This is a genomic window from Enterococcus sp. DIV0170, from assembly GCF_051710765.1.
GTDB lineage: Bacteria > Bacillota > Bacilli > Lactobacillales > Enterococcaceae > Enterococcus_A > Enterococcus_A raffinosus.
In genome coordinates this window covers 77768-92608 of the sequence record NZ_JBIOLG010000002.1, presented here as the reverse complement: position 1 = coordinate 92608, position 14841 = coordinate 77768, and the positions used below count along the sequence as shown (strand labels likewise).

At 41.0% G+C, this 14841-nt stretch carries 13 protein-coding genes; 2 read left to right on the top strand and 11 right to left on the bottom strand.

The annotated features are described in order from the left end of the window. Positions 1 to 14: 14 nt before the first annotated feature. From IGI50_RS16115 to IGI50_RS16095, 5 genes are all read right to left on the bottom strand, one after another. Entirely contained in the window at positions 15 to 353 is a 339-nt protein-coding gene (locus IGI50_RS16115; protein WP_028021182.1) for a PTS sugar transporter subunit IIB, read from the bottom strand. 18 nt (positions 354 to 371) lie between these two features. Then, positions 372 to 698, bottom strand: a complete 327-nt coding sequence (locus tag IGI50_RS16110) for a PTS lactose/cellobiose transporter subunit IIA (protein WP_438777677.1) — start codon at positions 696 to 698, stop codon at positions 372 to 374. A gap of 4 nt (positions 699 to 702) precedes the next feature. Continuing rightward, positions 703 to 2628, bottom strand: coding sequence for a BglG family transcription antiterminator (locus IGI50_RS16105; protein WP_438777676.1), 1926 nt, complete (start codon positions 2626 to 2628; stop codon positions 703 to 705). Positions 2629 to 2830: 202 nt separating this feature from the next. After that, positions 2831 to 3148 (bottom strand): DsrE family protein, encoded by a 318-nt coding sequence (locus IGI50_RS16100; RefSeq protein ID WP_010743853.1) that lies wholly within the window; start codon positions 3146 to 3148, stop codon positions 2831 to 2833. A gap of 23 nt (positions 3149 to 3171) precedes the next feature. After that, on the bottom strand, positions 3172 to 4572 hold the full coding sequence (locus tag IGI50_RS16095; protein WP_438777675.1) for a glutamate decarboxylase: 1401 nt from the start codon (positions 4570 to 4572) through the stop codon (positions 3172 to 3174). Positions 4573 to 4839: 267 nt separating this feature from the next. Here IGI50_RS16095 and IGI50_RS16090 point away from each other — a divergent pair, with 267 nt between their 5' ends. Both IGI50_RS16090 and IGI50_RS16085 read left to right on the top strand, forming a co-directional pair. After that, positions 4840 to 6606, top strand: a complete 1767-nt coding sequence (locus IGI50_RS16090) for a Na/Pi cotransporter family protein (RefSeq protein ID WP_060789334.1) — start codon at positions 4840 to 4842, stop codon at positions 6604 to 6606. A gap of 135 nt (positions 6607 to 6741) precedes the next feature. Then, on the top strand, positions 6742 to 6999 hold the full coding sequence (locus IGI50_RS16085) for a hypothetical protein (protein ID WP_028021187.1): 258 nt from the start codon (positions 6742 to 6744) through the stop codon (positions 6997 to 6999). Positions 7000 to 7043: 44 nt separating this feature from the next. Here the strand turns inward: IGI50_RS16085 and ade are convergent, their stop codons facing one another. The 6 genes from ade to IGI50_RS16055 all read right to left on the bottom strand — a co-directional run bounded on the left by ade (position 7044) and on the right by IGI50_RS16055 (position 14691). Continuing rightward, positions 7044 to 8783, bottom strand: coding sequence for an adenine deaminase (ade, locus tag IGI50_RS16080; protein WP_438777674.1), 1740 nt, complete (start codon positions 8781 to 8783; stop codon positions 7044 to 7046). Between the two features lie 330 nt (positions 8784 to 9113). After that, a complete protein-coding gene (locus IGI50_RS16075) occupies positions 9114 to 10559 on the bottom strand; it encodes an FGGY-family carbohydrate kinase (protein ID WP_060789336.1) in 1446 nt (481 codons plus the stop codon). 39 nt (positions 10560 to 10598) lie between these two features. Continuing rightward, a complete protein-coding gene (locus tag IGI50_RS16070; RefSeq protein WP_010743859.1) occupies positions 10599 to 11375 on the bottom strand; it encodes an SDR family oxidoreductase in 777 nt (258 codons plus the stop codon). Between the two features lie 48 nt (positions 11376 to 11423). Continuing rightward, positions 11424 to 12347 (bottom strand): electron transfer flavoprotein subunit alpha/FixB family protein, encoded by a 924-nt coding sequence (locus IGI50_RS16065; protein ID WP_028021190.1) that lies wholly within the window; start codon positions 12345 to 12347, stop codon positions 11424 to 11426. After that, positions 12347 to 13135: an electron transfer flavoprotein subunit beta/FixA family protein gene (locus IGI50_RS16060; protein WP_438777673.1), complete on the bottom strand. Its 789-nt coding sequence runs from the start codon at positions 13133 to 13135 to the stop codon at positions 12347 to 12349. Before IGI50_RS16060 ends, IGI50_RS16065 begins: the two co-directional genes overlap by 1 nt. A 68-nt stretch (positions 13136 to 13203) precedes the next feature. Further along, positions 13204 to 14691, bottom strand: coding sequence for an FAD-binding oxidoreductase (locus IGI50_RS16055; protein ID WP_028021192.1), 1488 nt, complete (start codon positions 14689 to 14691; stop codon positions 13204 to 13206). Positions 14692 to 14841 lie beyond the last annotated feature (150 nt).

Genomic DNA, 14841 nt, shown 5'->3' with positions numbered 1-14841 from the left:
TTTTTCTCTCCTAACTATTGCGTTTTTAATGCTTGATTTTTTCGGTAGGCAACTAACGCCTGCTTCATCACGGTAGCTCCATCCATTGACCCATAAATATCTGAGGTTAATAAAACAGTCGGCTTATCCGCCTTCTCCGCTTCACCTTTGATAAAGTCATATTTATGACTTAATTGTGGCCCAACTAAAATCACGTCATAATCGTTGATGTAACGCTCAAGCTTATCAACACCAATTGCTTCCATGGGATAATCCTTTTCGTCTAAACTTTTTGACTCCTTGACCACCTTTTTCATTGACTCCATCATCATGGTGGTTGAGAAGCCCCCTGCACAAACTAGTAATGTCTTCATTCCTTTTTCCTCCTATTTTTAATGCAAAGCCTTGGCTTCGCTTTGTTCTTTCAACATACCGATCATTTCTTCGATCAAGTCACGTGCTAAGATACTGGTCATTAAGTGATCCTGCGCATGTACCATTAATAAGCTAGTTTCCGTTTTCTCGCCGTTGATCTCACTGGTAATCAATTGGGTCTGTACATCATGTGCATCGATGCTTTTTTCTTTGGCTTCTTGCATTTTTTCTTCTGCTTCATCAAACTTCCCTTTACGTGCTAAGCGCAGGGCTTCAAAGGCAGATCCTCGGGAATCTCCCGCCGCAGAGATAATTTTGAAAATATCCATTTCTTGATCGTTCATTGTTTTATCCTTCTTTCATTAAGCTTTTCATATAAGACATAAAGTCTTGAAAGTGTGTAATTTTTGTCAACTGTGTATCTAATGTCGGATCATCCATCATTTTAATCATCAACCGACTAATTTCTTTATGGAGATTCAGATGATCCTTCTTGATATTGATCAAGAAAATCACTCTTACTTGCTTTTCCCGATATGTTAGTGGTTTTTTTAATAGAATGACATCAATGACTTCCTTAATCGCGGCCTGTTCCATGGGATGAGGACCAGCGATGCCATGCTGATAAATCGTGTCAATCAGTTTTTCCCGCTCTAAGACACTTTGCTTGAACCCTTGCTCCGCCCAATGCAGTTCTTCTAAGCGAGCGCCTTCATTTTCCAAAAGTGTCAGATATTCGGCAGGAGGGTCAAGAATTTGGAACCATTTCCTATCAAATAAACTGAGGATGAGCTGATGAACATCGAAAACCTTATTTCTTGATTCACGTAAAAGGTTCAGGTCCTGTTCAATTTTGCTGATCTCTGCCTGATTCAAGATTGTTTTGGTATAAATGATCGGAAGGTCAAACTCCTCCTGCTGCACTGGTACTGTCGAAATCAGTAAATCAAAGGTGTCATCGATCTGATCAATTTCATTTAAGGCAAAAGTTGCGACCTCCGCGTTGCTGAAAAGACGTTCCAGATTCACTTTCAATAAATAGGAAGCTCCTCCACCTGTAGAACAAATAACCGCGATTTTTTGATAATCTTCAATCACTTGATTGGATTGCTTCTCCAAGCTTGCTGCAAAGTAAATCGCGACATACCCAATCTCATCCTTACTTATATCTGCTTCTAAATCTTTATTCAGCTCATTAATAAAAACCATCGCCACATTAAACACATTGGCATACTGTGTGTAGATATCCTCGATAATAGGATTTTCTAGTTGATGACCTGTATAAAGCCGCTGCAATAAGGGGGCCACATGCATCAGCAGTGCATTGGTTAATGCTTGATCCCCACGAAAATGCGTTTGATAACGTCGATCAACAAAATCTAGTGCTTTTTCGATTGCTTGCTTTAACTGCTGATTGTTCTCAACATCATCAAGTACAGCAAATTTCCCACGAAGCTGTTCTTCCAAATAATTTTTTTCTGCTTTAGAAAAAACAATGGGATAGGCAGCTTCAAGGTAACCCACCAATTCTTCCGTTAGCTGATCGTACTTATCGACGACTCTCAGCGTTTCAGACTCTTCTTGGTTTATCGTATTCTCCTGCATGATTCGAAAGCACAGTAAACGAATATGCTGAACAATGTTTTCAAAGACGATATCGCTAATTTTCAACTGATTCTTTTGTAGACGTTCCTGTAAAAAACGCCTTAAGTCTGTTTCATCGAATGTAAAATTGAACTCCTTATACCTTTCGGTCAATACGGGGGTGTGGATCGTGTTACGAAGCAGGTATAAAATCGCTCGTCTTTTTTTACTTTCTGTCCCGATAATTTTCAAGCCATAATGCGCTTTACTAAAAAGCGTCAGCTCGTACTTTTCACAAAACTGTTCAACCTGCTTGATATCGGCTTTAACGGTTGATAAGCTGACGGCCAGCCACTCCGCAATCTGCTGCATCGTGATGTACTCTTCATGAAACAGCAAAAGCAGTTCGATATTCTTAATCCGTTCTTGTGGAAGAGAGGCATCAATGTGGGTTTGCTGCTTTGACCGAGATAGGTAGCATTGAAACTTCTCCCGATCAATAACTTTTAGTTGATAACCCTTGGAACGGATTCGTTCGACGGTGAAGCCTTCTGTTGTTCCGATAGCCTTCAACCATTTAATATCACTTGAAAGCGTTCGCTCCGAGATTTGAAATGCAGCGGCCAATGCCTTGGGAGCAATCGCTTGCTTCTTTGCATATAAGTATTCAACAATTTTTTCTTGTCTCATAACTACCTCCCGCTTACAGATAAACTATACAATGTAAGCCCTTTACTTAAAATGGCAACTTTTTCTATTAAAAAATGCAAAACTAGACTGAATAAAAAGATGCACTAACTATTAAAGCACACTCTTCTCCCTCTCGATAGTGACTTTATTGCGATCCAAGCGAAAAAAAACAAGCCCTAAATAAATAGGACTTGATAACTGCTTAACACTTAATATAGGAATACCCCTGCTCCTGCAATTCAACCAAACCAATGACGCCGGATTCAATGATTTCAACTTGCTCATGCATTTGTTTTGAGCGAACATGGAAATTACGCATCGAATGATGACAAGCCTGATAGGTAATATGCGGGTATTCTTTCATAAACTTGATCACACGCGGCAATAAATATCCTTGGATGGCCTCGCCGTTCATTAGCAAGACAATATCTGCTTTTGGCTCCGATAACAAGATATGCTCAATATTGTGACGGGCCTCTCGGATCATTCCTAACTCATCGACATGAAAAACTACTTTCATTTAAAACGCCTCCTTATATTCCATTAATGGGTGAAGCCATAATTTTTAATTTCGGTCTCTTCATGAAATACCAAATGACTATTCTCCAGCTCTTTAAGCGCCGCCTTCAAATCCTCAATAAAATCATGTGCCATACTCATGCCAAAATCACTTCGAACTACAATACGCTGAATAATCTGATGATCTAGGTTCTTCGGCAATGGGTAAGAAGGAACCTGCCAGCCCTTCATTAGCAGCCGATCAGATAAATCATACAATGTCCATTGACGTGTTGAATCTTCCGCTAATTTGTAGCAAACCAGTGGTAACTGACTGCCATCATTGATAAGTGTAAAATGGCGCGACTGTTCGATTTCCTTAGCCAAATAAACTGCTACATCATGGGTTCGTTGATGAATACTTTGATACCCCTCAAAGCCAAAACGAACAAAATTATAATACTGTCCGATCATCTGAGATGCACTATGGGAAAAATTGATCGCCATGGTCGGCATCTCCCCACCGAGATAGCTGACCTTAAAGACAAGCTCTTCTGGGAGAAATTTCTCGTCTCGCCAAACGACCCATCCAACGCCCGGATAAACCAAACCGTATTTGTGCCCTGAAGTATTGATGGAAATGACATTCTTCAGTCGAAAATCCCATGCCAACTCCGGTTCAACAAACGGCGCGTATAACCCGCCTGAAGCTGCGTCCACATGAATGTACACTTTATGTTCTGTCTGTTGATTGTATGCTTCCACCAGCTGATCCAATTTCTCGATGTCGTCATATTGTCCTGTGTAGGTGATTCCAAGAATACCTACGATACCGATCGTATACTCATCAACTGCTTCTATGGCTTTTTCAACATCTAGAGATAAATGATCCGCTGACATTGGGATCTCACGAAGCTCAATATCCCAATAAACACAGAATTTTTCCCAACAGACCTGATACCCCGACGAAATGATTAGATTCGGCTTTTTCGCCTGAACAGCAACACCCAGCTTTTCAGCCCGCTTACGCCAGGCAAATTTCATTGCCATACCGCCTAGCATACAGGCCTCGGATGAGCCGATCGTAGACGTTCCGATGTATTTTTCTGGTCCCCTAGCATGCCACAGGTCTGCAATCATATTCACGCAGCGATTTTCCATCTCAGCGGTTCGGGGATACTCAGACTTGTCGATCATATTTTTATCGAGAGTCTCACTCATTAATTTCACTGCTTCTGGTTCCATGAAGGTTTGACAAAAAGTCGCCAAGTTCAAACGAGAGTTTCCTTCATCTAATAGATCGTCCTTAATCATCTGATAGGCGATCCGCGGTTCGATGGATTTTTTTCCTAAATGATAGGACGGCAATAGCTCATCCTCATTCTTTGATCCGAAAATTGGTTCCAAGTAACTCGCCTCACGTCGATCTTTCTTTCCATAAAGCATTTGACCACGTCTCCTCTATATAAATAGTGCCCTTATTTACCCGAATTGAACAAAATCTTCTTCTATAATAAGAGTAGCTGAAAGCGCTAAAAAATACAAAAGAATTCCTTGCAATCTGCTATCAATCCGATGATTTTTTCGAATTAAACTAAAATTAGCGGATTATTTCGAAAAAATCAGCATTTTTTTAAATAAAAGACTTTCTTTTTACTTGTGAATCTATTATTTTGGTAGTAGCATGCAAAAAAAATTAGCGGAGGACGCATTATGTCTTATCAGGAAATGCTTTTTACTTTCTTAGGCGGATTAGGAATTTTCCTTTTTGGGATCAAATATTTAGGTGACGGCTTGCAAAAAGCCGCCGGAAATCGATTACGAGAAATCCTAAATCGATTTACCTCAACGCCCTTTCGTGCCGTTTTAGCCGGGATCATTGTCACAGGGTTGATCCAGAGCAGCTCAGGAACAACGGTCTTAGCTGTGGGATTAGTTAGTGCCGGCTTTATGACCTTAAAACAAGCAATCGGGGTTATCATGGGGGCAAACGTGGGAACGACTGTCACCGCTTTCATCATCGGTTTTAATTTGAGTGAATATGCGTTGCCGATTATTGGAGCTGGCGCCATTCTACTCTTCTTTTCAAAGCGAACCTCGTTGCAATCGATCGGACAAATACTTTTCGGATTTGGCGCGCTTTTCTATGGATTGAAACTAATGGGTACAGCGATGGACCCTTTGAAAGATCTCCCGCAATTTAATGAATTGATGATCAGTGTCTCCCATCACCCTGTACTAGGTGTGGGTATCGGGACCTTGTTAACCATGGTTTTACAAAGCTCCAGTGCAACAATCGGGATCTTACAGCAGCTTTACATGCAAGGAAGTGTCTCCTTAACAGCCGCCTTGCCGATTTTATTTGGTGATAATATTGGAACAACGATAACGGCTATTATTGCCTGCTTAGGCGCAAGTGTTGCAGCGAAAAGAACGGCTGCATCACATGTCATTTTCAACTTGGTTGGAGCGATTATCTTTACAATTTTACTGGCTCCTTTTACTAAACTCGTTATTTTTTTCGCGAGTTCATTAGGCTTGAATCCAGCCATGCAGATTGCTTTCGCACACGGACTCTTCAATATTTCCAACTTAGCGATTCAATTCTGGTTTATTCCGCAGATTGAGATGATCGTGAAGAAGATCGTCCCAGGCAGCGAGAAGAATTTGAATATTCGTTCTGTTACTTTGAGTGAGCCCATTATCCACACTTCTTCCGTTATGGCCATCGAACAGGCCAAAGGAGAAGTCATTCAAATGGGGAATTACGTGCTTTCTTCAGTAAAATCCGCGCGTAAGTATTACAACGACACGAAGGAAGAATGGCGGGACGACGTTCTACAGTACGAAGATGCTATTAATCAGTGTGATATAGAATTAACAGAGTACCTCGTTAAAATTTCCGCGACTGAATTGACCCCATTAGAGAGTCAAGAACAAGCGATGCTGCTGGAATTTACGAAAGATTTCGAGCGCATTGGAGATCATTCAATGAACATTATCCACTACGTCGAAGAATCTATCGCATTAGAAGAAAAACAACGTGCAAAGGATAAAAGAAATAAAACGAAATCAACCAACAATCGGCAAACCTTCTTGCTTCATGATGAAGACCTTGAACGACTATTCGATAAAGTGTTAAAAAATATTCGAGATGCGATGCAAGTTTTAGAAAATGATGACGTTGAACTTGCACAAAAAATGCTGGATCGTGAAGAAGAAATCAATCAACTGGTTGAATTGTTGCGTAAGAAATACATTCGTCTAATGACGAAAGGGGAAGGACGTGCAGCAGACGGCGTTCTCTTGATTGATATCAGCTCCAACCTTGAACGTTCTAGCGACCGGACGCTTCACATTGCGAAATACTTCTTAGGAAACAAATACAATTTCAAATACGATACTTCCAATTTCCATTACAAAGAACCCCTGGAGTCATCTGACGATTCCCTTAGTGATGGCAAAGAAGTATTGGATTAGTGAAAAGCAATTCCTCGATTATTTGAGGGATTGCTTTTTACCTTTCACGATTGTAAGTTTAACTACTCTTTCGTAAGTATTTTCGCGCCCTATTCCTTGGTATGATTGGTTTATCAAAGAAAGGGAGTTGAAGAAATGGATACATTTACGATTGTTTTATTGGGTTGGGGACTTTATTCAGTGATTCATTATTTTGAAAAACGTGGGGAACGCGGAAAAGCAATTATTGCAACAGTGCTGGTGAGTTTGCTGATTATCTTATCAAATGTCTTTAGTAATTTTGCCAATGCCTCTCAGCTAGGCTGGTCAAAATTAGTTCTGACTGTTGGTGTGAGTGTGGTAATTTTATCCTTCTTTATTTTTCTGCCAGCTATTTTCAAAACAAAAAAATAGGCTAGTTGAAAGATTCTCGCAAGAATCTTTCAACTAGCTTTTTCTTATTCTGCAACTGATACGGGTACGACTTCAAACTTCGTCACATCTACCAATCCGATGTCGGTGATTTTTAAATTGGGAATAACGGCTAAAGACATGAAGCCTAGTGTCATGATCGGATCTACCTTTTCCGATACCCCCAATACATCATGAGCCAAGCGATTGATCTCCGCTTCTTGTTCTGCGACCTCTTCACCTGTAAGGTCACTCATTAATCCGGCAATTGGCAACGCCATACTTCCGATCACTTCGCCGGATTCGACTAATACCACACCGCCCTCTTGCTCTTTTAGTGCTTGCAGCGCTGTAGCCATATCCTCGTCATTGGTTCCAGTAACAATCAAATTATGAGAATCGTGAGCAATGGACAGACCAATCGCTCCTTTTTTCAGTCCGTAATCCTTCAATAGTCCGACAAATACATTTCCTGTATTGTGATGACGCTCAACTACTGCGATTTTTGTTACATCCTGCTGCGGGTCAAATACAAATTGTCCCTCACCATCTCGTTGAACGAAGACGATTGCCTCATTTGTTAACGCTTCTTGTGGAATCACTTCAATCGCTCGTGCTTGATTACTGGCCAAGTTTAAGCCTAATTGCGCTTTATGAAAGGTATCAATATGCACACTTGATTGAACGTTTTCCGTTGACACACGGGTAATAGTTGGAAGATAGTTCCCTTTTTCAGCGATCAAGTCACCAGCAATATACGTTGCTTCGATCGCTATTTCTGTTAAATCAGAAAAAATGACCAAATCCGCTCTCAATCCTGGCGCAATCGCTCCGCGATCCGTCAGTTGACAGCATTGAGCCGCATTGATCGTTGCCATCTGAATCGCTCGAATCGGTGAAACTCCTTCCTCGATACAAATCCGAATGCTGTTATCCAAATGTCCTTTTTCCAGCATGGTTTTCGCTTGTAAGTCATCCGCCGATAACACACAACGCTGATAATTATTTTCGGTGACACCCTTCAATAAGGTTCGCAGGTTTTGCGTAACCGAGCCTTCCCGTAAGAAGACATACATCCCGCGAGCAACCCGATCCTTTAATTCCTGCACCGTTGAGCATTCGTGATCATTAGCGATCCCTGCCGCTGCATAGGCATTTAATTCTTTTTCAAACACCATTGGTGAGTGACCGTCAATCCGCAAATTCCGTTCTTTTGCGGCTAGCAGTTTATCCAATACCTCCTCTTGTGCATTGATTACACCTGGGAAATTCATAAATTCTGCCAAGCCATCCACTTGATTTTTTTCAAATGCCGGAATCATATCCGCGGCTTCCACTACTGCACCAGCATTTTCCATATTCGTCGCCGGTACACAAGAAGGCATCATATAGCGAATATCTAATGCTGTTTCTTTAGCAGCCTCCACCATATAGTCCAACCCCTGCAACCCTAAAACATTCACGATCTCATGGGGATCCGCTAACACAGTCGTTGTGCCATGAGGAACGAGCAGACGACCAAACTCTTCCGGTGTTACATAGGAAGATTCTACATGGATATGAGGATCAATGAATCCTGGAGCAACAAATTTTCCTTGTAAATCAATGCTTTCTGCTCCCTGATAACCCTTACCGACTCCGGCGATTCTTCCATCCACAATGGCGACATCTCCCTGCAGGATTTCTGCTTGATAAACATCGACCACCTGGGCATTTTTTAAAACTAGATCAGCTGGTACTCGTCCCGCTGCTACATCAATCAGGCGCTTTAATGACTTTTTGTTCAATTTCCTCTCCCCTTTTTAAATATTTTTTCTATTATAGCAGGGTTACTCCCTCGAATCACTACTAATTTGAGTTCATTTAAAATGATACTAATCTCTCCTGTTTATAGGTAAGTAGATGGATCACTATGAAAGGCTCTTTGATGGAATAAATGCTCAAAGTGTATTTTCCTTTATAAATAGAAAAAATCAACAGCCCCAATCGTAATACTTAAGATCATTTTGTCGAAAATTAGGTTAACCGTCAGTCTATCCAATTTCATAAGCTACTTTTTTTATCATAAGAAAAAGAAGTAGCTCCATTGGTTAACGGAACTACTTCTTCAAAATCGATTATCCTTCCGGATGCAAAACGTTATACGATTTTTTCAATACTTCATCCGTATAATCCGTCAAGCTTTGATACACTTCTTCGTTTAACTGTTTATAGATCGATACGTTTTCTGGCTTTGGAGTAAAGACGTCTTTTACTTTAACCATTTTTTCTACGGCTTCTTCATATGTTTCATAAATACCTAGTCCAACTGCAGCGTTAATTGCTGCCCCTACACTGGCACTGCCGTTCACCACATTTCGCTTGATCGGCAGGTTGAAGACATCCGCAAAAATCTGCATCAGTAAATCACTGTTTGACCCACCGCCTGTCACGATGACCTCATCGATCGGGTGCCCCAGTTCATCAGTCATATTCGTTACATTATTTTTCATCGTATAAGCGATACCTTCTAAGATCGAACGATACAAATAGCGATAATCATGATGGGCGTTAAAACCAATCATCACACCACGCTTGAAGGGTTCCCACGGGTTCGCCAGCCAATCCAACTTTGTCATCAAGCCATCACTTCCGGCTGGAATATTCGCTGCTTGTTCATTCAAATATTCTTCTTCGCTAATACCTTGATAGTTAGAGCGAATACTGATTTTTTCACCTAAAAGATCCTTGAACCAGGAAACCGTCCACATTCCTCGACGAATGCCATAGCCTTCATAGATATAACGTCCTGGCATGGAAGATAAAATTCCCCAATAATTCACCGCATCACTAGGCGGCATTTGTTTGCCCATCATCATGCTGCAAATATAGGTTCCTAAAGAAACAACTGCACTAGTATCTTGAATCAGCCCCGCTCCTAGTGCTTCAACAGCTTTATCACTAGTTGTAGCAAAAACAGGTACTCCTTCTGGTAAGCCTGTTTTTTTACTAGCTTCCTTCGTGATCGTTCCTAGCTTATCCCCCGGCTTAACGGCTTCAAACAGCATTTCTTCTGGAAGATTGTATTGCTTCAATATTTGTTCGTCGGTCGACCAGTCCCATGTTTCATAATCTACTGGCCATTGACCAAAATTATTTCCGATATTATCTTTAAACTCACCGGTTAATCGATGAGTGATATACCCACTTGTAGAGGTTACGTATTGAACGTCTGGATTGTCATGGACATACGGAGTTGAGGTCCGTTTATCCATCCAACTAATCACTGGCTGTGCCAAAGTACCGTCTTTTTTTAATAATACACGACAGCAGCGGATAAAACCTAACCCGATTCCCACAATATTTTCTTTCCGTACACCAAACTCATCCATTGCTTTCATTGATGCACTGCATAGCGCATCCCACAAGTCGTCACCGGGATGCTCAACAACGACATCCTCGCCTAAATGCATTGGACGCAACGCTTCTTTTCCTTCGCCAACAATGTTGCCTTCTAAATCAAAAATGACAATCTTCGCACTCTGGCTTCCGCCATCGATACCAACGATATATTTCTTTTCCATAGTCTCTCCTTTTCATGTTTCTACTATTAAATAGCTGGACTACCGTACTAAGAAACCACCATCAACAGCCAAGATATGTCCATTTACAAAATGCGAAGCTTCAGAAGCTAAGAAAGCTGTTGCACCCATCAAATCTGCCACATCTCCCCATCGGCCTTCTGGTGTGTGATCCACAATCCATTTACTGCGTTCTGGATCCTCAATTGACGCCTTTGCCGCATGCGTTTTGAAGTAGCCAGGTGCAATACCATTTACTTGGATATTGTATTGTGCCAACTCATCACAGTAAGCTTTTGTCAAACCAGCTAAGCCGTGTTTAGATGCAGCATAAGCCGGTGCCCATTGTCCTCCCAAAAAAGAGAACATGGAACAAATATTAATGATCTTTCCACTCTTCTGAGGAATCATCACTTTAGCAGCTTCATGGCTCATATCAAAGGCTGCAGTTAGATTAATGTTGATCGTTGGATCCCATTTATCACGACCATAGCTCACTACGTCATCGCAAGGACAAATTCCTGCGCAGTTTACTAAGATATCTACAGAGCCAAATTCAGCGACACATTTTTCAACAACTTCTTGGCAGACGCCGTCTTTTGTGATATCTGCTTCCATATAAGCTGTTTTTGCTCCACGCTCTGCTAACACAGCATTGAATTCTGGATCATCTGGCATAATCGATGGCATGAAAATATTTGCTCCTGCTTCAGCTAAAGCTAAGGAAAATGCTTGTCCTAGTCCAGTATTTCCGCCTGTTACGATCGCGTTTTTCCCTTTGATATGAAACATATCCATCTTGAAGTCTTTGATTTCCATTCTTCTACCTTCTTTTCCTTTATTTTTGTTTTTTCACCCGCTTGGGGGTTATCCCTTAAGTCTGGTACTTAGCTTCCTTGCAAATTCCGCTGCATCACCATGTACAACGATACTGGCTAAATGATTCATCGGTGCACCCAAATCCGTATTTACCGAAATAATCTCTTTTACATTTTTTAATCCTTCAATGTGCTGTGTCGAACCGTAAATGCCCAGTGCCAAATACAAATCTGGACTCACTGTCTTTCCTGATTGTCCGACTTGTATTTCTCGCGGCGCTCTCTTACGATCAACTAGCTGTTTCGAAACTGCCACGACACCACTCAATTCATCCGCCAACCCCTGTAGTTGATCAATAGGTTCCGAGAATCCTCCGCCTGCTGAAATGATTACGTCAGCCTCCCGAATATCAATACCGCTATGTTCACTTTCGTTAATATCTAAAATTTCAATTGATGACGCTTTCAATTCTGTAGGATAAAAATCGATTTTCTCTGGCATTTTCGTTAAATCCTCTGCATGAAAAACATTAGGATGGACACTCGCCATGATTGGTGACGTTTCACAGACGATACTTGCCATAATATTGCCTGAAAAAGCGGGTCGCACCAATTTCTTTCCACGTTTGTCGACATGAATGTCGGTAATATCAGCCACTAATCCTACCCCCAGTCGCATCGCCACGCGCGGAGCCACCATTCGTCCAAATTCCGTCGCTAAAATAATGATACTGTCAAATTGGTACTCTCTATGAACCTGCTCAATGATATCTGTCATTACACGACTATCCTTTAGTTGGATCGACGGTCCTTCAACGTTAATCAATGCATCAAGCCCTTTAACTTCTTCAGGCAAATTGATCCCTAATCCGTAAATAAATGCTTCTCCTTGAGCCAATCGATTGACTACAGCTATCAGATCCAATGAATAGTCAACCTGATCATTATCTATCAGAATGAGTCCTTTAAACATTATAAGTACCCCTTTTCTTTTAGAAACTGAACCACTTCATCAATACCTTGATCGTCAACTTTCACTACTTTGTGGGCCACTTGCTCTCTTTTTACCACCACATTTTTTTTCACTTTAGTTGGTGAGCCTTTACCGCCGATTTCTCCAGCTGGCAATTGTAACGTTTCATTCGTCACCAGCTCAAATTGGTCCTCCACATTTTTCCCAATATTTTCATACCTTACAAAACCGAGGCGCAGATTCATCTGATGAGTGACGCTCAATACGCTTGGGTTTTTAATTTTTAAATGATACGTTTTTTCCTCTTGAAAAGCTTCAACAATGGAACACTCTTCTGTGAGCGATGGAATAGAAACAATGTTGGAAAACTGATTGATTCCCATAATCTCCGCGATCTGCGGTCCGACATGTCCTGTTCCGCCATCTAAGGTATGCGTACCAGTAAGCAGTACATCATATTTTGTAGAGGAGAGGTAGCTTGAAATAATTTGACTAGTCACCAATGAATCACTGCCGGCAAAATGACGATCGCTGATTAAAACAGCTTTATCCGCACCCAAACGTACAAAATCTTTCGTTGGTTCCTCCAGCTTCATTGGCCCCATCGTTACAACTTCAACAAAAATAGAAGGGTTCTGCTTCTTTTGCATCATCGCAAAAGCCACCGCATTTTTATCATCCGGATTCAAGATTAAACGGGAGCTATCTCGATCGATTTTATCCGTTTTATAATCATAGACAAATTTCTCTGTATCTGGAACAAATTTGACTAAGCAGATGATTTTCATGCTATTTCCTCCTAATGCGTAGTATTATTATTTGTTCAAGGGCTTTCGCCCTTGAACAGATCGTGTACTTATTTTTGATACTTCAAGCCTTCTTGAACTGGATAAATATTTCCAAAACTCATAACACCCTTCGGATCGAAAACTTCTTTCAAGCTTTCTAACATATAGTAGGCAGATTGATGCTCTTCTTTTGTCCATTCATTACGGTACTTCCCGATTCCGTGATGGTGACACATAGAACCGCCTAATTTTAGCGTTTCCTCTACGATGATCGCTTGAATCGGATGGTGATAAATCTTCATTTCATCCTCTGGTTCGCAATTGATATCGTAATTATAAACAAAGTACATGTTCGTTCCGTTTAAATAGCTGTGTGAAGAATGTCCTCCTAGCATCGTTAAATCATCTGCACGAGGAAACTCATTACGAATTCGGTCAATGACGTTGTTATAAATTTTCGTGATTGTTTCCCAATCTGCCGAAACCTCTGTCGTATAACCATCGTGTTTATCATTGTCGATCATGCCTTGGATTTCATCATCGATCGTTTGTTGTGTCCAGTTCAATTGATTGAACCAATTTTCGATCAATTGAGAATCTACTTGTTTCACGATACCATCCTTAAATTTCTCCACCGCTTCTTCGATTCCCTTGCCTGTTGCTTCAACGATTCCTTTTGGCCCTTCCGCCATAAAGATCAGCACGCATTTTCCTTCGTAGAAATGATAGAAATGCTGGCGTGCATCCTCTGGTGAATATGTTCGCGCAACGGATGGGCGATAGCCATTTACCATCACTTCGCGAAGGACCTTCACGCCATCTTCTACATCATTTACTAAATAGCCGTAAAACTTATTATTGTCTGGGTAATACTTAAAGATCTTCACTGTTACTTCAGTGATGTAACATAACGTTCCTTCATTTCCAATTACGATATGACGAATGTCCGGTCCACCGGCACGACGAGAAATATTTTTGATTCGCGAGATATGCCCATTCGGAAAGACACATTCAAGGCCAACGACCATATCTTCGATCCCACCGTATAAGGTAGAGAATTGTCCAATTGATCGTGTCGCAACTAATCCGCCGTATTGAGCGATCGGTTTTGATTGGGGAGAGTGCCCTGTTGTGTACCCGATTTTTCTTAATTCATCTTCCAATGCTTGTAGTGGAACACCCGCCTGAACAGTTGCCTGCATATTGTAAGGATCAATTTTTAAAATCTTGTTCATACGCGAGCCATCAATTACTAATGCCAAATCTTTCCAGTTTTCCAATCCGCCTTCCGTTGCTGTTTGTCCGCTTCGAGGGATGACGTTGATGTCATTTTCGTTACAATACATCAAGAGCTCTTTGACTTCTTCTGCATTGTTAGGATAAACCACTGCTGTTGGCAGCGGGTTATCTAGAACCCCTTTTGCTTTCATGTATTTGCGGTAGCGGTCAGAGGCTGCATCATATAAAGTTGCATGATCGGTTACTACCTGTTCTTCAGAAACGATTTTTTTAACGTCCTTGATAATTGCTTCTTTCACCAATGTTTCAGAATTCATTCAATTAACTCCATTCATCATTTTTTCGAAAGCGCTTTTCTTGAGTTCAGTATAAAGGGTTGACTCTTGTTTTACATTAAAATTTGATTAAATTTTCTATTTATTTTTGTTTTTTATAAATATAACGGAAAATTTTCCGCTTGTTGTTTG